Here is a 23,103-nt window from a genome sequence, read left to right on the forward strand (position 1 = left end):
TATGTTTGATAGGCGTACCAATGACTCACCAGAAGTAAATTCCTATTTGTTTGATGTGAGCTATGGGGAAGACAAGCTAATTGAAGTACAAGTAAACCCTGAATTTAGCGAAGAAGAAGCTTTGGCTCACGCCACCAAGTACGCCGAAGAAGCAGGCAGAATACCCTTATTCTTACTTGATAACGTAAGATTCATTTGGATTCATGACGGAGTTAATCCATTTGCAGGTGGTGGCGATATTATTTTAATTCACGTGGGTCAAGCTTTGGAATATGAAAGAGATGGAATTTTAGAAGAAACATTAGTGCATGAAGCATCCCATACTTCTTTAGATGGAATACACAGCGACAGTGATGGCTGGCTAGAAGCACAAAAAAACGACCCCGTTTTTATCTCCACTTATGCTAGAGATAATCCTATAAGAGAAGATGTCGCCGAAACATTCTTACTCTATTTAGGGGCTAAAGTTGCACCTAGTAGAATATCCGATGAAAATAAAAACAAGGTTTTGGCTGCCATTCCTAACAGACTGGCCTATTTTGAAGCACTCAAAATGAATCCATTTCCGATGGTGATCGAATAGATTGTTATTTTTTTTATAAGTGATCCGGAAATAAAGACTCAAAAGTCATTTCTAATCTCCTTATCCATCGCAAACTTTCGGAAGTATAATACGTTTGATTCGTCTGCTAACTCGGTCGCAATCCACTTATCCATTTCCTCTTTTGTGAATTGACTTTGATGACAGCGTATTGCTTCATTAGACTTTGCTTCATCTTCATCCGAAAATGATATTACCGTATTAAAGCTTTCTTCGGCTGAATAATTCAGGTTCCAGGCTTTGTATTTCTCTGTTTGTTCTTCTGTCCAGCCTAAGTAATAAAGGTCCATTTTATCAGTCAAATTCTCTCTAAGTAAGAGTTCGGTAGACACCAAACCAACCATACGGTGGTCAGGATGTCCAGTATCGCCATCAGGTCCAAATGTGATTATTACATCAGGATTGATTCTTAATATCTCTTTCAGCAGCCTTTCTTTTAGCATAGGTTCTTGTTCATAGAAATCACCATGTCCATTTAGTCCCATTCCGTCTTGAATACCTAGTCGTATTGGTTCGTGAATTCCCATTTTTGCACAGGAACATTTCGCTTCTTCGTTTCTAATAGCCACTAATGAGTCACCTGCAGGTATTCCTGCGTGATCAGTTACTCCAAATTGACCATCTGTCGCAATGATTAGGTAAACAGAATCTGTAACGGCATATTTAGCCAGAACAGGACTTATTGTTGTTTCATCGTCAGGGTGAGCAACTACCGCTAAGATTGTTCTTGGGCTTGATTTCTTAGTTTGACAAGCGGTAGCCAATATTAAAATTGATAGAATTTGGAATAGTTTATTGGTCATTATTATAGGGTCGCTTTCTTCTAATAAAACTTATTTTTTTGAGTTGAACGCATTAACTTTATAACAGTAGCAATAAGTTAATTTACGTTCACCTTTACTCCCGTTGTCTTGCAGACAGCATTACTTTTTTCGGCAAAAAACCGAAACGTCGGACCGAAGCAAAAACCATTACCAAAATAAACTTAGACATGTAATCTTTACCGTGATTATTATTAAAAAATACGTTTGTCATGATTTTGGTTCAAAATCTCGCCAAATGAATTAAATCTCTGAGTTTAGTTTTTTTACCTATGTATCACTCCGATGGAGCTTCTTTTACACGCATATTTCTTTCAGGATTAAAAACATAAAAAAGCCGAAATCTTAATGATTTCGGCTTTTCAATTTTATGGAGAATTAAGATTCTTACTTATAAATCATGCCCAACAGGCTAGCCATTTTATCTTTTAGGTCTTTTCTATCTACTATAAAGTCTAAGAAACCGTGTTCTAGTAAAAATTCAGCAGTTTGAAAACCTTTTGGCAAATCCTTACCTATGGTCTCTCTAATAATTCTTGGACCCGCAAAGCCAATAAGTGAACCTGGCTCAGCAATGTTAAAATCTCCTAGCATAGCAAATGACGCTGTAACACCACCTGTAGTTGGGTCAGTCAGTAAAGATATGTAGGGAATGCCTGCTCTATCTAAAAGTGCCAATTTCCCCGATGTTTTGGCCATCTGCATTAAAGAGAAACCAGCTTCCATCATCCTGGCTCCGCCAGACTTTGAGATCATCAAAAAAGGAATTTTCTTCTTTATAGAATTATCTATTCCTCTGGCTATCTTCTCCCCTACTACCGAACCCATAGAACCACCAATAAAACCAAAATCCATACAGGAGATAGTAATACCCTTTCCATGTATTTTACCTTCCGCTGTTCTACAAGCATCCACCAAACCAGATTTCTTTTCCGTTTGTAATAATCTATCTGGATAGGCCTTTGTGTCTACAAATTCTAGCGGGTCGCCAGATCGCATATTAGCATCCAATTCCACATATTTACCCTCATCAAATAAAAGATTGAAATAGGCCTCTGAGCCAATTTTTTCGTGATAATTGCAGTGAATACAGGTAAACGCATTATTCTTATGCTCTCTTGTATGCGTAGCCTGTTTACATTCAGGACATTGATACCAAAGACCATCCGGAGCTTCTCTCTTTAACTCCGTTGGTGTATTTATTCCTTTACCCGTACGTTGAAACCAAGACATAATTCAAATGTTAATTGAAAGGCAAATATATAAAGGGTACTGCTAAGAAACTGTATCTATAGACGAGATTCTTAGAAATACCCTTTACGGCATTGAATATCAAACAGCACGTAAGTCGGAATTAACCAACTTAAATTTCAATGTCGTTTTCAAAATAAACAGTTCCTTCTACGCCGCCGTAGTAAATTACTTTTGCTTTTCCTTCCCTTTTTCCATTCACATAGCGAACAAATAGACGGTCTCCATTTTGATAATAGAAGGTTCCTTTGTCGTCATTCATGACACCCTGTCTAAATTTACCAACATACTTGGTTCCGTCTTTAAAGTAGAATGTGCCATATCCGTGAAATCTACCTCCTGAAAAGTCGCCTTCAAACTTTTTTCTACCATCTGCATAATACTCTATACCATATCCAGCTCTGTCACCACTTTTCCAATTACCCGCATACTTTTCATAAGTTCTTCTATTCACCGCAACTCCGAATCCTTCCCTACAGTCACCTTCTAAACATCCCGTTTTAATGGTTTCTGGTATTTCTCTTTTTATTTCTGGTAGTCTGTTTGTAGTTCTTACTATTTCAACCTCGGGCTCTTCTTCCGTATCGTCGGAAGTATTCATATTTATGCTAAGTTGTGGGTACATTTCTTCCGCTGCATTATAGCCTTTTTTTATAGAAGCCATTCTCCTTCTCCTTGGCGGGTGGCTTCCCGTGTCATAGTCTGTCGTGAATTTCCAGATGGCAGATTGGGCGTCCTTTAAACTCGCCCCCATTTGATACATTACAAAACCAGAAAATTCATCTGCCTCCAATTCTCTATTTGGATCTGAGCCCCCTTCTTTCAGCGTATGCCCTTGTAGATGATGTCCTATTTCATGAGCCAAAATACTCATAGCACCCCAGTCTGTTTGCGTAATGCTGTTTACCCTTCTCATAAAGCTCGCATCGTAAACTATCAATCGCTCCCCATTTTTTGTTGCAGCAAAGCAATTGTCAATATTAGGGCATTCCATCACATAAAAATTTTGCTTTAAACCTGACCTACTCACAATTCTCTCCACAGCCTTTTGAGCCTCCGGTCTGGTTTTAAAACCCAACATTCCACAAATAGATTTTTCGTTTATTATACCGGCACTCACTGTATAACTACAAACGAATGTTGTGGTTTCGCCAGAATCCTCCTGAGCAAAAAGAGGAATTTGAAATAGCAGAAAATAGCAGAAGATAAAAGTAAATTTCGGATTAGACATCTTGAGAAATTTTAGTTATTGCATTATACCAACGCCCCTACGTCTTTTTTTATTTTGTTTTTTTTATCTCGAAAAATTAAACAAAGTTTCTTTTTGCGATATAAAACCTGTCGTTAATGCTAGCCTAATAAACAAAATCTCCTCTAAGCTCTCTAAACTTTTTTCGTGCGTCAGCACCAAAAATACTTCCTGGAAATTCGGTTAAAAGCTGTTTATAAAGAACCATAGCTTTCGGTTTGTCGTCCAATTTTTCTTCATAAATTTTAGCCAACATGTACAAGGCGTCGTCCGCTAAAATATCATATTTATGGTTTTCATAAAGATTATTTAAATCCTTGATGGTGGCTTCTACATGGTCCAATTTATAATTGGTATTGGCCCTCAGCCATAAAATTTCATCCGCTAAACTATGCGTTTTATATACTTCGAATAAGGAGTCTAAATTAGCAATAGCTAAGGTATTTCTATTCTGAAATAACAATAAATCCACGGCAGAATAAGCTTTCAAAGCAGCATCAGTGGTGTCTAAGCCAAGATTATCTTGTATCAATAAACTCAATTTCATAGCATCATTTGCTATCTCTCTGGTTGTAGCTTTCTTAAGTATATCTAAAATGTCTTTGGCCAATTCAAACTCCCCAATGTAATAATGAAGTCTGGCATTCTTCAACTTGGCGTTTTCTCCTAGGAAATCCTCCTTTTGAGACTTTTCCACCTGCATATACAGCAATGTGGATTCCCATGGCTCTTCTTTCAGAATATAAATGTCTCCTAAATCTAACTTGCATTGATCTTTAAACTTCTGATTTGACCCCGATTGGGCAATAGCCATTTCTAGGACTTGTACCGCACGTTCTTGGTCATTAAGATAGAAGGCGTACAACAAGGCCATATTACGCAGTGCGTCTATTGTTTGGGGGCTTAAACCTATATCCTTAATCAAAATCTCGTATTGACCAATCAGTTCTTTAATTTCTGTTTCATCAATAGGAAAAGTATTCTTAACTACTTGCTCCCTACATTGGATATTCCATCTTCTGGCATACGGGTAGAAATCTCCGGTTGGATATTCATTCATGATGTACTGGTACATTCTTGAAGCATCCTTGAATTCCCTATTCTGATAAGCTAATCCTGCCAACTCAAATATCTTCCTTCCTCCAAGATTCAACCTCCTATCTAGAGCTCTAGCTTGTGTGAATGCTTTTGCAAACTCCTTTTCCTGAACAAAGTGCCAAATTAGCAATTCATTATAATAGACTTCGTCTGGTTTTTCCTGAATCCGAGTATACAAGAGCCTAACCATCATTGCCACTTCATCTTCCTCTTTGATATTATCTTGAATAGTTCTTTCTACGTAATCGGAGTTTTTATGCTCAATTCCATAAGAGAAAACTTCTTTAAGCATTTCTTCTTTTTTACCCGCAAACAAAAAGGCTCTAGCCAAATGAATATTATGCTTGTCGACACTTTTTGACCTTTCTCTAGATTTCATTAACATGTCTATCAGTAAATCAATCTTATTGGTTCTATAAAAGAAATTCTGCAATTGATACACGTAAGCATCCTTTTGGGAAGCCTTCTCAATCAAATCCGCATAAGCCTTGTTTGCCGCAGGCAAATCATTTGAAACCTCCAGAAGATACGCCAAGTCGGCCTCATATAAAACCATATCAGGATAATCCTTAATCTGACCTTTGAGAAAATCTTTAGCCTTATCATAATCCTTTAACCTCATCAAGGAATTCAGATAGTTATCATGGATGTTTCTGGCGTTTTCTTTTCTCTTACTGAGTTTATCAAAAATTTCCACGGCCTTTTCATATTCCCCTTTAGTATAATATTCATTGGCTAATTCCACAGACTGGCCCGCAGCGTTCAGCCCAATCATTAAAATTATTATTAGTGCTTTAACCTTGTTCATATATATTAAAATAAGAATATGTATTTATTTATTATTATTAACTATTAGGGCTGTGGATATGTGTTTATCTTTTTATGGCTGATCTATTGTTTTTTATAATTGTTTTTAAGGATTCTATAGTTGTTAACAAAACAAAAGTTAGTCCACAATTATTCTTCACGTTTAGAGCTGTTTATAATGTTACCCACTTAAGTTATGATAATTCAATTTTGCTTTACTTTATATCAAATTCATAGTAAAGTATCGGTGAATATATCTTTTAGAACTTGGGTATAAAGTTGTTTTTCTGTGAGTAGTCAACTAAATTTTTAAGCTCTTTGATTTAGCTCAAACTTTTCCCCAATGTTTAAGCATGTTATTAACTGTTTAAATTGGGTTGTCTACACACTTACCAACATCAATCTATTTGTATATCGTTTAATTCAAAATTGGCTTTCAATTTTATTATCCCTTTAGAAATAACTATTCTTTCAGGTAATTTATTCTCTTCAAAGGAGCCTGTATCCCATTGTCCGTTGTTATTACTATCTTCTATGATACGGATTTTGTAAGTACCTGGAAGTACCTCTGGAAAGTGGTATGTATCCCTAAATATTTGACTCTCAATTTTTTGGAAACTTGTTGGATGAATTATTTCAATAATCTTTTGCCCAGTGAAATTAGGGTAAGAACCTTTCATACTTCCATAGGAATCCTGTTGATAAAGTTTGTTGATAAGTTGATAAGTGGTGTTGGTGTCTAGCTTATAGTTTGTTAGGGCACCAGAAAGTATTAACAGTTTTAATTCTCTTTTTGCAGAAGCTTGAAAGCGTATTGCTAATTCAGTCTGTGATTTATCCAACCATAATGTTGTGAACTTTTCTAAACTAGTGGTATCTGATGTTATTGATATTTTGGTTGTATCAAGTTCAATAATTGGATATTCAAAATTTAAAATATATTCTTCAGGTTTTTTAACTGTAGCATTGGCCTTTATTATTTTGGAAGAAATACTTAGAAGTTCGGGTTTCGGTTCCGTTTTGATATTAGTATTAAATACTACTTTGATATCTTTTTCAAGAATGTTTTCTGAGGAATCTGAAACTATTATTTTAGTTAAAGTTGTATCACTAGTAAATGGATGGTTAAAAAAAAGTAGTTCGGCGTCCCTAATTTGATAAGTTAATGAGTCTTTATTAGGAAATGTAACATTTATATCTTTAATGGGCTTGTCAAAAGTAACGGAATAGTTTAATTGTCTTGACAAGCTTCTTTTAACTTTTGGAGGATTATTATTATTTGGATAAATGCTTAGATCTATATTTTTAATAATACTATCCAATTTAATGGTGTCGGGAAGAAAGCCGAACATTTCTGCTTTGCTGTCATAGGTCAGATTAAGATTTTTATCCGTGAATGATAGTAGTCTGTAATTGGATGATCTTAGATTCTCGAAGAGATAGTTTCCCGAAGTATCGGTCTGGGTAAAGTAATCTGGTTTTCGATTTATCAATGGAATAGTGTCGCTGCTATTTAAAGCATATAAACCTACGAGAACTTCTTTTGCTGGTAGATGAGTCCAAAGATCTGTTACTTTACCATTGAGGCCAAGAGAATCGATTTCTGTGCCAGTACTGAAAACAAGTTTAAGATTAATTGCAGGATTTTTTTCATTCAAGTCTTTTATACCATTTCTGAAGTTAAAAGTATAAGTGGTACTATCTTTAAAACTCTCGTCAAATTTAATCTCAATACCATACGGTTTCTTTTTTAGTGAGTATATTCCTTTAGGTGTCGGCGTAATCACTAGTTCTTGTCTTATGCTTGTGGCATCTATTAGTTCATCAAATTCGAGAACAATGGTATTTCCTTTATAAGATAAGGTTTTGTTCTCAGGATAAGATTGGATTAATGAGGGCGGTGTTTCGTCTTTGGGTCCACCGGTGGGTGGAACAAACTGGGCACAGCTGCTTAGTAGAGCAGAAATTATAACTGGATATATTTTCATTTTTATCTTCCAAGGAATATCATAAGGACAGAAATATCAGCAGGAGAAACGCCACTTATACGAGAAGCTTGTCCTAAGGTTTCTGGTTTAACTTGCTTTAGTTTATGCCTGGCTTCATATGAAAGAGAAGTTAAAGAGTCGTAATCAAAGTCTGGATTTATGGAGAGATTTTCAAGTTTATTCATCTTTTCCGCCATTGATACTTCCTTTTCTATATATCGCTCATACTTTATATTTATTTCGGCTTGTTGAGAAATTTCAGGTGTAAGTTCTTCCATAAGTAGTTCTAATTCTGGAGACATTACTTTTAAATCTTCTAGGTTTAGTTCGGGTCTTTTAAGAAGATTCGTTAAAACGGTTTTCTCTCTTAATGGAGAGGAGTTAACGGAGGATAAATATTTGTTAACATTCTTGGGTTCAATTTTTATTTGACCTAGTTGTTTTATTAGATTATTGGAGGAATCTATCTTGATGTTTACATTATCTAATCTTAAATCTGAAGCTAATCCTATGTCATGAGATTTTTTTGTAAGTCTTATATCGGCATTATCTTGTCTGAGTAATGTTCTGAATTCTGCCCTAGATGTAAACATTCTATAGGGTTCATCTGTGCCTTTATTGATAAGGTCGTCAATTAATACACCGATGTAGGCTTCATTTCTTTTTAGTACAAAAGGGGACTGTTCTTTAACTTTAAGGTGTGCGTTGATACCAGCCATCAATCCTTGGGATGCTGCTTCTTCATAACCGGTGGTTCCATTGATTTGCCCGGCGAAATATAGGTTATGTATTAATTGAGTTTCTAGGGTTGAATTAAGTTGTGTTGGTGGGAAATAATCGTATTCTATGGCATAACCAGGTCTAAACATTTTAACATTTTCGAAGCCAGGGATCTTTTTTAAGGCGGAGTATTGAATATCTTCTGGCAGGGAAGTGGAGAAACCATTAACATACATCTCTACGGTATCTCTTCCTTCTGGTTCTAGGAAGATCTGATGACTGTCTTTATCTGCGAACCTGTTTATTTTATCTTCCACAGACGGACAGTATCTAGGGCCTAAGCCCTGAATTCTACCATTAAACATGGGTGATTTATCAAAGCCTTTTTTTAGTTCATCATGTACTTCTTGGTTTGTCCAAGTAATCCAACAGCTTTTCTGATCGGTAATAATTTTAGTGTCGGAGAAGGAAAATTTATCTGGAATCTCATCACCTAATTGTTCTTCCATTTTCTGGAAGTTTATAGAACGTTGGTCTACTCTTGGGGGTGTGCCGGTTTTCATTCTTCCGTAGTCAAAACCAAGTTTAATAAGATCTTCGGTGATACCGACTGACGCTCTTTCTCCTGCCCTACCGCCACCAAATTGTTTCTCTCCAATATGAATTAAACCGTTTAGGAAAGTACCGTTAGTGAGTACTACGGCCTTTGCTTTTATTTCTAGACCCAATGAAGTTTTAATTCCAGTAACTTGATTTCCGGAAGTTAGTAAACCAGTAACCATTTCTTGCCAGAAATCTACATTGTGATTTTGTTCAAGTTTGTATCTCCAAAGTTCAGCAAATTTTTGTCGGTCACTTTGGCATCGCGGACTCCACATGGCAGGTCCTTTAGAACGATTTAACATGCGGAATTGTATCATGGTTTCATCGGATATGATACCTGACATCCCACCAAGAGCATCTATTTCTCTTACAATTTGCCCTTTTGCTACACCTCCCATAGCAGGATTACAAGACATTTGGGCTATGGTTTGAAGATTCATGGTTACTAAAAGAACTTTAGAACCCATGGTAGCTGCGGCATGAGCGGCTTCACAGCCTGCGTGTCCTGCCCCTACTACTATTACATCGTATTCTGGAAACATATTAAAAGCGTTCCACGTGAAACATTCGCTATTTGCTGAGTTATGGTTCCACGTGAAACATTAAGGTTTTGATAAATATTATTTACTACTACTAACTAATTATTGACCCTAAAGATTTCATCGTATTAGTTAATTCGCCTGAAATAACTATCGGTTTCACGTTTATAAAACGGCGTAAAACTAGGGGGTGTGGTTCTTATGAGTTCCACTTGTTTTTCTTTCTCTTTCATAAAGTTCTCCAGAGATGGTGGAGAGTCTCTATTTATTTCAATGGCAGATTTTGATTTTCTCTTGGTATCCATTTCTTGTTCTTTGACTGCTTTTTCTACTTCCAACAATCTGGTTTCCATTTTTAACTGACGCTTGATTAATTCTGGATTAATCCTTTTATTGATAATTTCATTTTCGGAATCATCCATTTGTTTTTGAAGCTCTTTTAATTCGTTACCTATTTTTTTACCGGTCTCTGTGCCATTTAAAGATTCCTGCATTTTCTCTAACTGTTTCCGTATTTTGGCTTGTTCATTGGCTAATTTCGCTAATTCCTTAGACATCTGAGAACCGCTCATTCCGCTTTGTCCTAAGCCCTGCATTTTTTCATTGAGTTTTTGTTGCTGCTCACCTATTCCTGGCATAGGCATTGTCCCCTTTTTGCCACCTTTGCCCCCACCTGGCATAGACATCGCCATCATCTCTTGTAACTGATTAAAAGTATCACTCAGCATAAGAGCTAAGTTGTTTATAGAGGTCATGGAAAATTGTTGTTTAGCGGCCGCCTTTGGTAAATCTCTATCTTTTAAAAGTTGGATAGATTGGTCCATGTAGTTTTTCATAGCCGTAACCTCTTTTGTAACCAAAGCTTCAATTTGCATGACCCGTTGGGCTAAGGCATATAGGCTATCTTCTATCACTTTAGCGTCGTCGGTTAATTTAAGTTGGACTTGAGATAAATCTATAAACCTTGGGTCTGACTTAGATAAACCTTTTAAATCTTTCATCACCTGTTCTTGATCAAAAGAAAGTTTGACCAAGTTTTCAAGAATAGCACGAAGGGCTTCCAGATCAATGTCCAGTTGTTTCATTTCAGCCGATTGCATTTCAGAGGCCATTTTTGCCGCCATTGATTTCATTCCTTTAGCAGCCTTTTTCTGAGACTTACTAGCATTTGATTTATCTTGCTTATCGAGTTGATCTTCGGCCTTTTCTTGTTCTTTGGATACTTCTTCCTGTTTATCTTTTTGAGTATCCATGTCTTTGCGAAGCTCTTTGCTCAGCTTTTTAATATCATCCAGTTTCTCTTTCTTATTTTCAAATTCCTTTGTAATTTCTTCCTGCTCTTTTTTTAGTTCTTTGTTGTCCGCAGGAGATTTACTTTCTTCTGTTTTCTCAGCCAGTTTCTCTTGCTTTTCGGCCAGTTTTTCAAGCTCCTTAGTTACCTGCTCCACCTTCTGTTTGAGCTGCATATTCTTAAATAGTTTCAATGCCCTATCTATATCTTTGTTAAGATTGCGGTCTTGCTCTTTCATTTTTTGAATCTGATCTTGAATTTTATCATCTTCATTCTTTTTGAGCATCTCTTCTAAATCATTAAAGAGTTTATTTTGCTCATCTTGCATGAGTTCGTTGAGGAGCTTTTGAAGTTGCTCCATTTTTTCCTGGGTCTGAGGATTCTGTTTTTCAAAACGGTTTTGTTTATCCTGCATCTGGTCAAATTGCTTTTGAAGATCCTTTAAATCTTTGAGCATTTCTTCCCTTTTCTTCACCAGTTCTTCTAATCGTTTTTTATCGTTGAAATCAAGTTTCTTTTTGCTTTTTAGATCTTGGTCAATTTTCTCAAGGCTCTTTTTAAGCTCATTCGATTTCTTTAAGAGATCATCCATTTTGTTTTCGGTCTCTTCTATTTGTTTCTCGACTTCTTGGTCGTACTCTTTTGAAGATGGTAAGCTAAATGTCATAAGACTTGTCTTTGTGCTTTTTGCACCATTCACGCCGTCATTATCCCATACCTCTAGATAGTAATCTATCTCGTCATCTTTATTTAATCCAAGGGATGATAAATTAAATTGGTAAAAGAAGGATTGAGATAATTGGTCTTTATTAAAGGCTATATCTTTTTCTTTGAAAGGCTCCTCCCCCTTTCTCTTATATTTCAGTTTAAATTTTGATAGTCCATAATCATCAGCAATCTGACCTCCAAGAGCGATGTAGTTATAAAGCGTGGTATCTTGAATTTGCTCTAGTTTAATTTTTGGAAATAAATCTGGTATGACGTTTAAATAATAAACGATATGTTCATTATCCAAGGCTTGGTTGTTTTTAATCACCAAGCGGTAATCTGTGGATTCACGCATTCTTTTTGTTAGCGTAAACTCATTAGTATGATTTTTAGTTGTTGGAACAATTATTTCAACTTGAGAATTTTGATTAGGACTGAACACGACGGAAAGAGAATCTGCGTATTGTGTATTGAATAACCATCGTATGTTAGTTCCCTCAGGAACAATCAAATTTCCTACGTTTTCTAGTCGCTCAGGCCTTTTCCCTGTATAACTCGGGTATTCGGCCACTATGTCAAAAGAAAGTAGTTCTGGCCTATTTAAAAGACTTATTTCATGATGCTCAGATTGAAATCCAGAGGCTAGAAAATTAAAATTTACATCTTGTTGTAATTTATTGAAGGTATAGGTGAAAGAATTATCTGATGCTGGAGTCATTTTGAATCTCCTATCATTATAAACTAAAAAAACTTCTTCCGGAATAGCGTCTCCTTGTAATTGAAGCTGCAGTTCAAAATCTTCATTTCTAAAGGCGTTAAGGTCTTTATTGATGAGTTCAAACTGAAATGGGGCTTCTTCTACGAATTCCTTTCTAAACTTGATGATTCGCTCACTACTACTGAAGAATTTAGGAGAAATAGCAGAAATGAAAAGTAATATAACAAGAGGTGGAAGACTGTATTTTAGGTACTTTTTATTCTCTTTAAGGTTTATGGCATCACTAAATTGAAAAACTTTCAAGGACTTACTTTTCTGTTCTATACTGGCTAGAAGAAGGGCATCACTGGAGGCATTTCCATTTGAGAGTTGTAAAGTATTGAGAAGCTTATCCCCTATTTCAGGAAAGAATTTGCCAATTTCGGATGCGGCATCATTATGACTAACGCGTTTTCTTATTTTAAGAAAATGAAGAAGCGGTATTACCAATAAGAAAACAATGGTGTATAAAGCCACTGTAACAAAGGTAAAAAGTAAAATGCCTCTAAAAACACTTCCAAACCTGCCGAAATATTCAATGAAATTGACAAAAATATACAGAGATACCAGTAGTCCTATGCAAATCAATGCTCCACGGAGTAATTGATTTTTGTAGAACTTATCTTTATATTCCTCTATTTTTTGGTTCAGTGTTGCTAAAGAATTGCTCATGACTAAGTGTTTATAACTGTAAATCTAACGAAACAGGACAGTGGTCCGACATATTGATCTCCGGATGAATTTGAGCATTCAATAGAAATGGTTGCATTTCGGCAGTTACGAAAAGATAATCAATTCGCCAACCTAAATTTTTACCACGTGACCCTGCTCTATAACTCCACCAAGTGTAATGATGTGGATCCTTGTTGAAAAGCCTGAATGTGTCAATATATCCAGCTTCTAAGAACTCCCCTACCCATGCCCTTTCTTCTGGAAGAAACCCAGAGCTATTTTTATTTCCTTTCGGATTATGAATGTCAATCTCATTATGACAGATATTTACATCTCCACAGAGAACAATCTTTTCTGTTTTACTCCTTAGTTCATTTAAATAGACATGAATGTCGTTAAGGAATATCATTTTAAGGTCTTGTCTTAAGCCCCCAGTAGTGCCAGAAGGGAAATAGGCACATACTAGGCTAAAATCCTTAAAACGGGCAGTTAAAACTCGTCCCTCACTGTCAAACTGTTCCACGCCTATACCGTACGTGACACTTTCGGGCACTATTTTGGTTAAAATGGCTACACCACTGTAACCTCTTTTTTGGGCAGGATACCAGTAGCAGTTAAAACCTAATTCAATAAAAGATGCTTCAACTAACTCCGTTTCGGAGAGCTTAATTTCTTGTAAACAAAGAATGTCAGGTTGAACCGTTTCCAACCATTCCAATAGACCTTTTTTAATGGCCGCTCGAATTCCGTTTACATTAAAAGTGAAAATTTTCATGAAGCTTGTTTATATGTGAAGACCAATCTCGTCCTTGAAATATTCGATAACATAATGCTTAAGAAGGTTTTCTTGCGAAAACAAGTCAAAAGGAGGCAGTTTCTTAACCAGCTCCCAATGGGGCCATCCCTCTTCATCTACGCCTATGAGGGAATAAAAGCCGCCTTTGCTTAAAACTTTGCAAGTGGCAATATGAATAAGATCTTGTTTTTGTTCTTTCGTAAAGTGTTCAGGTCCTTTCCCCAATTCTTGTATGCCAATTAGGAAAAGAACACCTTTTAAATCGGACGGTTTTTTCCCAATACTCTGTTTAAAAAAAGCTAAAATTTGCTTCCACTGCTCCTCAATACTTTGGTTATCAGTATTTTTTATCATAATTTCAATCAATGAATCCCTTACAATTTGCAAAAGATCTTATTTTTCCTAGACTTTGTTCGGCATGTCTAAAAACCTTAGAGGCTTACGAAACGCATATATGTATCAAATGCCACTTAGATCTTCCTAAAATCAGCCTTCAAGAGTCTGAACAAAAAAAGCTAGATAAGAAGTTCTGGGGTAAGCTTAACATCAAAAATACTTATTCATTTTTACAATTTACCAAAAACGGTCTTGTTCAAAATGTTCTACATAACTTAAAGTATAAGAACAAACCTGAATTAGCCCATTTTATGGGTAAATGGTATGGTAACCAGTTGCTTTCCATAGGATTCGACAAACAAATAGACCTGATTTTGGCCGTTCCGCTGCATCCTATAAAGCTTAAAAGAAGAGGTTATAACCAGGCAGATTACATAGGAAAAGGAATAGCAGAAATTTTAAACGTGCCTTTTGATTCGGAAACGATAACCCGTATTAAATACACGGAAACGCAAACCAATAAATCAAGATATAAGAGGTTTGAAAATATAGTAGGTGTTTTCAAGGTCTTAAAGCCAGAAAATATTGCAGGAAAGAGAGTGGCTTTGGTAGATGATGTTTTAACCACTGGTGCGACCTTAGAAATAGCAGGAAAAGAGGTATTAAATTCTGGCTGCAAAGAATTATCTATTCTGACCATTGCTGCAGCCCTATAAAAAAACCCTAGTATTTCTACCAGGGTTTTTTACTAAAAATTTATAGGACAAATTACATTTTCTATCTCGCAGGAGCTCCTACAGAAATCATCGCACATCTGAAACCAATAGTGGCTGTAGAAGAATCTTGATCAATATATCTTCTAGTTCCAGGAGATAACCAGTATGCTACATCTGCCCAAGAACCACCTTTGTAAACCCTTTGATTGTTGTCAATCAGTGAGTTATAGTTCTTACTGTCATACATTTTGGCTTCATCTTGAAAATCGTTTCTTCTAATAGGATTTAAATCGTTAAAGTCTTGGTAAGACCCAGGACGATAAAGGTCATAAACCCATTCGTTTACGTTTCCAGCCATGTTATAAAGACCGAAATCATTAGGAGCAAATGAATAAACCTCTGCAGTAATAATGTTTTCGTCATTCTGACGACCTGCTATACCTGCATAGTCACCACGACCACGCTTAAAGTTAGCCATCATGCTTCCTTTATGTCTTCCGCTGTCTTCTCTTAAAGAAGAACCATCCCAAGGATAAATTCTTTGATTCGATTGATTCTCGTCGTTATACTGTGTTCCAATCATCGCTTTTGCAGCATATTCCCACTCGGCTTCCGTAGGGAGCCTATAATTTGGTAATACTCTACCGGTTTCAATAGCCACTCTACCGCTTTCAGATGCTACAGGAGCAGATTCCGCTAAGCCTTCTGCACCTTTTTTCTTTTTTCCGAAAGAAAAAAGTTTCTTTTTAGAGCCAGAAGCATCTCCTTCCAGAGCCGAATTTACTGCTCTAGATCTCCATGCAGCAAAATCAGTAGCCTGAATCCAAGAAACACCAACTACGGGGTACATTCTAAATCCAGGATATCTTAAATAATGGTCTACGTATTGATCGTTGAAAGACATTGAATTAGCCCAAACGGTAGTATCTGGCAATGCAGATTGCACAAACTCTTGCGTAGAATCTTGTTGAATGCTGTATAGGTAGAATAACCAGTCAATATTTGAGACTTCGGTTTCATCCATGTAAAATGATGCTACCGTTACTGTTCTCTCCAAGTTATCTCTTGTAAAAGTAATATCCTCTTCTACGGTACCCATTGTGAATCTACCTCCTTCAATGAAAACCAAATTAGGACCAGCAGGTTGTCCTTGAAAACTGGCAGCCTTATAACCATCAGTTTTTTTATCCCCATAGGCTATCCCAGTGGCACCATTGGTTTTACCAGGGTTTAAACTGCTCCTTTTGTTATCTTTGCAGCCAGTGAAAAGAAAAAGCGAAGTAGCTAAGAGTGAAGCACCTAAAAATAGTCTCTTCATGAGTTTTATTATTTATTTATTTCGTGCGAAAGCAATCGCAAATGTAATTAAAGTTTGACCCTAAGGTAATTTTCTATTATTAATATGTTCTAAAACGGAATCCAAGAAGTTTTCGATTTTAAGTATGGAATCAGCATTTTGAACGCTTAAAACCAATTTTTCTTTAATCTGTTTTAAAGTACATCGTTTAGGATGCACTTTAACATAATCAAGAATTCTGCCAAATTTATCTGCTTGATAATATTCAACATGCTTTGAGGAAACGAAATAGCCTTTCAGGATATTATTTTTCCATGTTAGTTTTTCAAAACCGAGCTCTTCCGCTTTCCAGCGAATCTTTACAATTTCAAACAAATCTTCAACCTCTGTAGGAAGTTTTCCAAATCGGTCAATCACTGAATCTCTGAAATTATCTAATTCTTCCTGCGTTTTAAGTCCATCTATTGAATTATAAACGGATAATCTCTCCGAAATATTAGTAATGTAACTATCTGGAATTAAGATTTGTTGGTCAGTTTCAATCTGACAGTCTTCAACTTTGAACACTTTTTCTGACAATTCTTTTTCAAAAAGAGACTTGAATTCATTCTCTTTTAATTCTGAAACTGCATCATCCAAAATTTTATGGTAAAGCTCATAACCCAGGTCATTTACAAAACCACTTTGCTCGGCACCCAACAGGTTTCCGGCACCTCTAATATCCAAATCTCTCATAGCCACTTTGAATCCATCTCCTAAATCGGAGAATTCTTCCAGTGTCTGAAGCCTTTTTCTGGATTCTCTGGTAAGACCTGAAAGCGGTGGTGTTAACAGATAACAGAATGCTTTTTTATTAGAACGCCCTACCCTACCTCTCATTTGATGTAAATCAGACATTCCAAACATGTGGGCATGATTAATAATGATGGTGTTGGCATTGGGAATATCCAATCCGGATTCTATGATATTTGTAGAAATTAAAATATCAATGTCTCCCTCAATAAAGGACATCATTATTTTTTCCAACTTGTCACCTTCCATTTGCCCATGAGCCACGCCTATTTTGGCATCAGGAACAAGTCTCATGATGATATTAGCAATGGAATCAATATCTTTAATACGATTATGAACAAAAAACGCTTGACCACCTCTTCTTAGCTCGTGAGAAAGAGCATCTCTTAAAACCTCTTCTTGAAAAACTTTTACTTCTGTGGTAACAGGCTGTCTATTAGGTGGTGGCGTAGCAATAATCGATAAGTCTCTAGCCCCCATTAATGAGAAATGAAGCGTTCGAGGAATAGGAGTAGCCGTAAGTGTGAGTACATCTACATTATGCTTTATTTCTTTAATTCTGTCTTTTGCTTTCACGCCAAACTTCTGCTCTTCATCAATCACCAAAAGCCCTAAATCCTTGAATTCAATTTTCTTATTCAGCAGTCTATGTGTCCCAATAATAATATCAATCTTACCCTCTTTAAGTTCTTTCAACGTTTTAGTGGAAGCCGTAGCCGATTTAAAACGGTTGATAAAATCTACGGTTACGGGCATTTTTTCTAGCCTTTCTCTGAAAGTTTTGGCGTGCTGCATGGCCAATATCGTGGTAGGAACTAAAATAGCGGCTTGTTTCCCATCTGTAACGGCCTTAAATGCTGCTCTAATCGCGACTTCAGTTTTACCAAAACCTACATCGCCACAGACTAGCCTGTCCATGGGGTTCGGTTTTTCCATGTCTTCCTTTACATCCGCAGTGGCTTTAGCTTGATCTGGTGTATCGTCATATAAAAAGGAAGACTCCAGTTCTATCTGCATATACGTATCTGCACTGAAAGCAAAACCTGGTGCCGATCTTCGTTTGGCATATAGGGCAATGAGCTCTTTGGCAATATCCTTAACCTGCTTTTTAACTTTAGATTTTTTCGTTTCCCAATCGCCAGTCCCTAGTTTACTCATAGGAGGAGGAATGCCTTCCTTTCCTGAATATTTGGCTATTTTATGAAGAGAGTGAATATTGACAAAAAGCAAATCATTATCTTTGTATATTAACCTGATGGCTTCCTGCCTCCTACCCTTCACATCGATAAACTCCATACCCGCAAACCTACCAATGCCGTAATCGATATGAGTGACAAAATCTCCAGGTTTTAGTGATTTCAGCTCTTTAATGGTAAGGGCTTTAGATTTGGAGAATTTCTCTTTGATATTGAACCTATGGTATCTTTCAAAGATTTGATGGTCTGTGTAACAAACCATTTTAGTTTGCTGGTCTACAAAACCCTCTCTAAGCGAAAAGTTTCCAGGCAGAAATTTATTCTCGGGGTCTAACTCTTCAAAAATCCTTCTTAACCTTTCTAGCTGTTTACTCTGGTCGGAGCAGATCAGTGTGGTAAATCCTGATAGCTGCCTTTCAGATAAATCCTGAATAAGTAGATTGAACTCTTTGTTAAAAGAGGGTTGAGATTTAGAAGGATAGTTTAATCGTAATGATTTATTATAGAAGTATTGTCTACCAATCTCAATAATGGTGAATTTTTCAATCTCGTTTATGAGAGATTTGTCATCTAAAAGAGACACTTCTGGGTTAAAAACAACTTGAATGTCACCACTTTTAGCCACAATAGAATCAACAGATTGGACTGCTCTTTCAAAGTTTTCCTTGGCTCTTTCTAGACTGAAGTTTATATCTCTAATCCAGATTTGGGTATCGTCGGAAAGAAACTCAAAAAAGGATTCTCTATCTTCAGTTTTCAACTTATGTTCCACATCAGGAATGATAGTGACCTCTTCCAACACCTTAATGGAAAGCTGCGTTTCGGGGTCAAAAAATCTCATTGTGTCTATTTCATCACCCCATAATTCTAACCTTACGGGTTTATCCGAAGCAAATGAAAAGATATCAACAATTCCTCCTCTAATAGAAAACTGACCGGGCTCATAGACGAAATCCGTCTTTTCAAAGTCATATGAAACCAAAAGTTCCGTTATAAAAGTCAGGTCTAGCGTTTCGCCAGATCTAAGTTTTAAGGTGTTGGCAACTAAGCTTTTTTTGTTGATAACCTTTTCTGTCAGGGCCTCGGAATAGGTCACTATTAAAGGATTCTCAATACCTTGATTTAACTTGGTAATAAGCTCGGCCCTTAGAAGTACATTGGCATTTTCTACTTCCTGATATTCAAAAAGGCGTTTGTATGAAGCAGGAAAATAGAATACATTATCTTCTTCAAGAAGATTTCTGAGGTCATTATAAAAATAGGCAGCTTCCTCCTTTTCAGGAAGAATAAAAAGTCCAGAATAGGGTTTTATATTATAAAAACTGGAGGCTAAAACAGCATCCAGACTACCGTGTAGTCCCTCAATTTGGCTTCTTTTGCTTCCTTTGAGTTGTTCATGAATATTTTGAACAAAACCGTCTTCTTGAAATATTTTTAGGAATTCTGCTGTTACCACGTAAGTCTTTTATAATCAATTTGAAAAGTAAGATCCGAAGCCACGGCCTCACTTTTTCGACACAAATTTAAGCACAAAATCCTTTACTCCTCATTTTGCTTATTGATAACATCTATAAACGATAATAGTTCGGTTTGTCTCTCCTCACTAGATTCAGGGTATTTCATATCCAAAGTTTTAAGTTTTTCTTGTATGACCGTAGCCACGATGAGCCTCATATTCTTTTTATCGTCAGCAGGAACCACGTGCCAAGGGCTATTTTCTGTAGCTGTTTTGTTTATTAGATCTTCGAAGGCTTGTTGGTAGTCATTCCAATAGCCACGTTCTTTGATATCTCCTTCTTCAAACTTCCAGTTTTTGTCCTGCTCATTTATCCTCGCAATTAATCTTTCACCTTGTTCTTTTTTCGAAACATTAAGGAAGAACTTTACCACTACTATACCATTATTGGTCAAGTATTCTTCAAAGTTTTTGATGTCTTTATATCGTTTTTCCCAGACATCTTTTTTACTGGAAATCTCCCCAGGTATTTTCTGGTAGTCTGTCAGTATTTCGGGATGCACTTTCACCACTAAAACCTCTTCATAATAAGAGCGATTAAACACCTTGATTTTTCCTCTCTCCGGTAGTTCTTTGAAACATCGCCACATAAAATCATGATCTAATTCTTTTGAACTAGGCCTTTTAAAAGAGTAAAAGCCTGTACCCATAGGATGGACATTGGCAAAAACACTTTTTATGGTGCCGTCTTTGCCTGCAGCGTCCATAGCCTGAAAAATGACCAACATACCGTATTTGTCATGGGCATACATCACGTTTTGAAGAGCGTCAATCTCACATTGCAATTCCTCAAGTTGTTTGTTGTAGTCAGATTTGTCATCGTAAAAGTCCTTTTCTTTGGTTTTTACTTCTTTTATTTTGAATGACTTATGGCCATTAATGGCGTAATGCTCTCCCTTTATTTTTGACATATATGCTTTAATTGAAGTTTTAATCTTTTTAACCCGCTTTATGCATTAGAAAATCTCCCGATAGCTATAGGGACCGTAACTAAATTGCTTCAAATCAGTTCTTAAATGTCTGATTTATTATACTTTAGCTACTCATTACAATTCTCCAATGCATAAACCGGGTATAATAGAAACCCTAGATGTGTTTTCTAGAACTAAATTTACCTAATCTTATGTTTTCATTACATAAGCAATCTACAAAATCGATATGGAATCTAAGAATAAAAATATAGGGCTGGCTACTTTGGCAGCAGGGTGTTTCTGGTGCGTTGAAGCGGTCTTTCAAGAATTAAACGGGGTAGAGACGGCGGTCTCTGGTTATATGGGCGGACATGTGGATAATCCTACTTATAAACAGGTGTGTACAGGAGAAACTGGTCATGCAGAAGTGCTTCAAATAACTTATGATAAGTCTATTATATCCTTTGAGGGTCTGTTAGAAGTTTTTTTTAAAACTCATAATCCAACCACGCTTAACAGACAAGGAAATGATGTGGGAACGCAATATCGCTCGGCGGTTTTTTTCCATGACATGGAGCAAAAATTGATTGCTGAAAGTGTTATTTCAAAGCTTAAGGCCGAAGGAGCTTTCGATGCTCCGATTGAAACGACACTTGAAGCGGTAACTGTATTCTATCCAGCGGAGGATTATCACCAGAATTATTTCAATGAAAATGGGCACAACCCTTACTGTGCCATGGTGGTGAAACCAAAGGTAGAAAAATTTAAAAAAGCGTTTGCAAACAGTCTAAAATAGGACTTACAACCTAATTACTTTGAGGTAATGGTTTCTATTATTGGCACTAATGTGCAATAAATAAAAGCCATGCCCTCCTTTTAGCTCTAGATTAACGATGTAGTTCCCCTGTCTATACTCTTTACTTTTTAAGAGAATACCAAAAGGTCTTCCGTTGAGATCAAATTGAGAAATTTCAATTTTAGAACCCACATATAGCACCATGCTTAAAGCAATTTTTCCATCTGGGGTAGGATTAGGAAAAACCTTGAAAACGTCTTGTTCTGTGACATTATAAGGACTATAAGGGTTTTGTGGCGAACGCGGATCCACATTTATTTCTGGTATAACGGGCTGAGATGGTAAACTTGCATCCAGTTTCGTATCCTTTAAAAAGCCGATTTTATCAATTAAGGCAAATTTACCACCCATAACTTCCTCTGTAAAAAAGGAAGAGGCACCAAACCAGGTTCTAAGCACTTCTTGGTAAATACTTTGAAAATCGTAACGGTAAGCGAGGTTTTCGTGGTCGTAAAAAGGTAAAAATGCCACATTTCCACCAAAAGTTTGCCCTTTCACGCCATCTCCAAAGGCAAACATGACACTAGAAGTACCGTGGTCTGTTCCTTGGCTACCATTTTCATAGGGTCTTCTTCCAAATTCTGATACCGTTAGACCCACTACTTTTCCAGAATGTCCTAAAGACTCTAGATCAGACTGAAAAGAAGATATAGCGACACTCATTTTGTTTAGCAAACTGCTATGAACACCTTCTAAGCCCCCTTGTCCAGAGTGTGTGTCAAAACCATTTAAGCTTACTGAATAAACTTTAGTTTTTAAACCACCATCTATCAGTCTCGCCACCAATTTCATTTGGTTGGAAAGCTCATCGCTTTGATAAGTTTCAGTGTTTTTTCCTTTGTCAAAAGCCGCTTTAACCGATTTTGAGAAATGATTAATTTTTACGCCGACGTCATTGATATAGTCAAATTCTTCAGAGAAAATGTTTTGTTCCTTGACGTCTATAATATCTGTTTCTACAGACTTTCCTCTTTCAAAGAGCTCCTCAGGGTCTTCTAAAAGAATGGCATTTTCTTCTTCGGAGCCTTGAAACATTAAAAGTGGGCTGTCTCCCACGTGAATGCAGTATGGGCTTTCCGGAAGTTCTTTATTTTTATATTGGTCAAAATATCTTCCTAGCCATCCAGTAGAAAGCACTTGACCTTCAGATTGAGGCACTATTCCAGAAAACCATATATCTGTCGATCTGAAATGCGAAAGATTGGGTTTGCTATATCCTACGCCTTGAATGACGGATAGTTTTCCGGCCTTAAAGAGTCCGTGCATTCCTCCTTTCACTCCACTTGCTAAAGCTGGGTGCATGGCAGAACCATCTTTAGGGTCGGCAAAAGGTATACATACTTTGTTAGGAATACTTATTCTAGGTCTAAACCTGTTGTAATAATCCGGCCATTCAAAAGGGACGATGGTGTTTATAGCGTCATTGCCACCAAAAAGCTGCACAACGACTAAAATATTGTCGTTTTCCTCGCCTACTTGGTACAATGAATTGAAAGCAGACAGGTTTATTTCACCTACTTTCAGGCTGCCCACTGCTCCCAGACCAGCAGAAGTGTTTTTTATGAATTTTCTTCTGTCCATA

General features: G+C 36.6%; 16 protein-coding genes. 3 read left to right on the top strand and 13 right to left on the bottom strand.

Annotated features, from left to right (window positions below):
• The first annotated feature begins 1 nt into the window (after position 1).
• Positions 2–583, top strand: coding sequence for a hypothetical protein (locus ACSBFT_RS18060; protein ID WP_489601884.1), 582 nt, complete (start codon positions 2–4; stop codon positions 581–583).
• A gap of 38 nt (positions 584–621) precedes the next feature.
• Here the strand turns inward: ACSBFT_RS18060 and ACSBFT_RS18065 are convergent, their stop codons facing one another.
• The 9 genes from ACSBFT_RS18065 to ACSBFT_RS18105 form a co-directional block, all read right to left on the bottom strand.
• Entirely contained in the window at positions 622–1,404 is a 783-nt protein-coding gene (locus ACSBFT_RS18065) for a PIG-L deacetylase family protein (RefSeq protein WP_489601886.1), read from the bottom strand.
• A 405-nt stretch (positions 1,405–1,809) separates the two neighbouring features.
• Positions 1,810–2,655 (bottom strand): acetyl-CoA carboxylase, carboxyltransferase subunit beta, encoded by an 846-nt coding sequence (gene accD / locus ACSBFT_RS18070; protein WP_463045128.1) that lies wholly within the window; start codon positions 2,653–2,655, stop codon positions 1,810–1,812.
• Positions 2,656–2,785: 130 nt separating this feature from the next.
• Positions 2,786–3,904 carry an MORN repeat-containing protein gene (locus tag ACSBFT_RS18075; RefSeq protein WP_489601888.1) on the bottom strand — a complete coding sequence of 373 codons (1,119 nt, stop codon included), beginning with the start codon at positions 3,902–3,904 and terminating at the stop codon, positions 2,786–2,788.
• Positions 3,905–4,028: 124 nt separating this feature from the next.
• Complete coding sequence (locus ACSBFT_RS18080) at positions 4,029–5,795, bottom strand: tetratricopeptide repeat protein (RefSeq protein WP_489601890.1); 1,767 nt, start codon at positions 5,793–5,795, stop codon at positions 4,029–4,031.
• A 430-nt stretch (positions 5,796–6,225) separates the two neighbouring features.
• Entirely contained in the window at positions 6,226–7,815 is a 1,590-nt protein-coding gene (locus ACSBFT_RS18085; RefSeq protein WP_489601891.1) for an Ig-like domain-containing domain, read from the bottom strand.
• A gap of 2 nt (positions 7,816–7,817) precedes the next feature.
• Entirely contained in the window at positions 7,818–9,680 is a 1,863-nt protein-coding gene (mnmG, locus tag ACSBFT_RS18090) for a tRNA uridine-5-carboxymethylaminomethyl(34) synthesis enzyme MnmG (RefSeq protein WP_489601893.1), read from the bottom strand.
• Positions 9,681–9,805: 125 nt separating this feature from the next.
• Entirely contained in the window at positions 9,806–13,105 is a 3,300-nt protein-coding gene (locus ACSBFT_RS18095) for a DUF4175 family protein (RefSeq protein ID WP_489601895.1), read from the bottom strand.
• 10 nt (positions 13,106–13,115) lie between these two features.
• Positions 13,116–13,880 (bottom strand): exodeoxyribonuclease III, encoded by a 765-nt coding sequence (locus ACSBFT_RS18100; RefSeq protein ID WP_489601897.1) that lies wholly within the window; start codon positions 13,878–13,880, stop codon positions 13,116–13,118.
• 9 nt (positions 13,881–13,889) lie between these two features.
• Positions 13,890–14,255: a hypothetical protein gene (locus ACSBFT_RS18105; RefSeq protein ID WP_463045121.1), complete on the bottom strand. Its 366-nt coding sequence runs from the start codon at positions 14,253–14,255 to the stop codon at positions 13,890–13,892.
• Between the two features lie 11 nt (positions 14,256–14,266).
• Here ACSBFT_RS18105 and ACSBFT_RS18110 point away from each other — a divergent pair, with 11 nt between their 5' ends.
• Positions 14,267–14,953: a ComF family protein gene (locus ACSBFT_RS18110; RefSeq protein WP_489601898.1), complete on the top strand. Its 687-nt coding sequence runs from the start codon at positions 14,267–14,269 to the stop codon at positions 14,951–14,953.
• Positions 14,954–15,014: 61 nt separating this feature from the next.
• Here the strand turns inward: ACSBFT_RS18110 and gldJ are convergent, their stop codons facing one another.
• The 3 genes from gldJ to ACSBFT_RS18125 all read right to left on the bottom strand — a co-directional run bounded on the left by gldJ (position 15,015) and on the right by ACSBFT_RS18125 (position 20,665).
• A complete protein-coding gene (gldJ, locus tag ACSBFT_RS18115; RefSeq protein ID WP_463045119.1) occupies positions 15,015–16,271 on the bottom strand; it encodes a gliding motility lipoprotein GldJ in 1,257 nt (418 codons plus the stop codon).
• 60 nt (positions 16,272–16,331) lie between these two features.
• Entirely contained in the window at positions 16,332–19,694 is a 3,363-nt protein-coding gene (mfd, locus tag ACSBFT_RS18120) for a transcription-repair coupling factor (RefSeq protein WP_489601900.1), read from the bottom strand.
• Positions 19,695–19,777: 83 nt separating this feature from the next.
• On the bottom strand, positions 19,778–20,665 hold the full coding sequence (locus tag ACSBFT_RS18125) for a PPK2 family polyphosphate kinase (protein WP_463045117.1): 888 nt from the start codon (positions 20,663–20,665) through the stop codon (positions 19,778–19,780).
• Positions 20,666–20,912: 247 nt separating this feature from the next.
• Between ACSBFT_RS18125 and msrA the strand changes: the two genes are divergently transcribed.
• A complete protein-coding gene (gene msrA, locus ACSBFT_RS18130; RefSeq protein ID WP_489601903.1) occupies positions 20,913–21,461 on the top strand; it encodes a peptide-methionine (S)-S-oxide reductase MsrA in 549 nt (182 codons plus the stop codon).
• 3 nt (positions 21,462–21,464) lie between these two features.
• On the opposite strand, the gene ACSBFT_RS18135 is transcribed toward msrA, so the two are convergent.
• Positions 21,465–23,102 (bottom strand): DUF1501 domain-containing protein, encoded by a 1,638-nt coding sequence (locus ACSBFT_RS18135; protein ID WP_463045115.1) that lies wholly within the window; start codon positions 23,100–23,102, stop codon positions 21,465–21,467.
• Position 23,103: the final 1 nt, after the last annotated feature.

It is taken from the genome of Arcticibacterium sp. SM2516 (assembly GCF_057914865.1).

What these genes read in the sequence shown, in the direction of transcription:
- ACSBFT_RS18060 (WP_489601884.1), top strand. Translation starts at nt 2, where the DNA reads ATGTTTGATAGGCGTACCAATGACTCACCAGAAGTAAATTCCTATTTG.
- ACSBFT_RS18095 (WP_489601895.1), bottom strand. Translation starts at nt 13,105, where the DNA reads ATGAGCAATTCTTTAGCAACACTGAACCAAAAAATAGAGGAATATAAA.
- ACSBFT_RS18085 (WP_489601891.1), bottom strand. Translation starts at nt 7,815, where the DNA reads ATGAAAATATATCCAGTTATAATTTCTGCTCTACTAAGCAGCTGTGCC.
- gldJ (WP_463045119.1), bottom strand. Translation starts at nt 16,271, where the DNA reads ATGAAGAGACTATTTTTAGGTGCTTCACTCTTAGCTACTTCGCTTTTT.
- ACSBFT_RS18105 (WP_463045121.1), bottom strand. Translation starts at nt 14,255, where the DNA reads ATGATAAAAAATACTGATAACCAAAGTATTGAGGAGCAGTGGAAGCAA.
- ACSBFT_RS18125 (WP_463045117.1), bottom strand. Translation starts at nt 20,665, where the DNA reads ATGTCAAAAATAAAGGGAGAGCATTACGCCATTAATGGCCATAAGTCA.
- ACSBFT_RS18100 (WP_489601897.1), bottom strand. Translation starts at nt 13,880, where the DNA reads ATGAAAATTTTCACTTTTAATGTAAACGGAATTCGAGCGGCCATTAAA.
- ACSBFT_RS18065 (WP_489601886.1), bottom strand. Translation starts at nt 1,404, where the DNA reads ATGACCAATAAACTATTCCAAATTCTATCAATTTTAATATTGGCTACC.
- ACSBFT_RS18075 (WP_489601888.1), bottom strand. Translation starts at nt 3,904, where the DNA reads ATGTCTAATCCGAAATTTACTTTTATCTTCTGCTATTTTCTGCTATTT.
- mnmG (WP_489601893.1), bottom strand. Translation starts at nt 9,680, where the DNA reads ATGTTTCCAGAATACGATGTAATAGTAGTAGGGGCAGGACACGCAGGC.
- ACSBFT_RS18135 (WP_463045115.1), bottom strand. Translation starts at nt 23,102, where the DNA reads ATGGACAGAAGAAAATTCATAAAAAACACTTCTGCTGGTCTGGGAGCA.
- ACSBFT_RS18080 (WP_489601890.1), bottom strand. Translation starts at nt 5,795, where the DNA reads ATGATTGGGCTGAACGCTGCGGGCCAGTCTGTGGAATTAGCCAATGAA.
- accD (WP_463045128.1), bottom strand. Translation starts at nt 2,655, where the DNA reads ATGTCTTGGTTTCAACGTACGGGTAAAGGAATAAATACACCAACGGAG.
- ACSBFT_RS18110 (WP_489601898.1), top strand. Translation starts at nt 14,267, where the DNA reads ATGAATCCCTTACAATTTGCAAAAGATCTTATTTTTCCTAGACTTTGT.
- msrA (WP_489601903.1), top strand. Translation starts at nt 20,913, where the DNA reads ATGGAATCTAAGAATAAAAATATAGGGCTGGCTACTTTGGCAGCAGGG.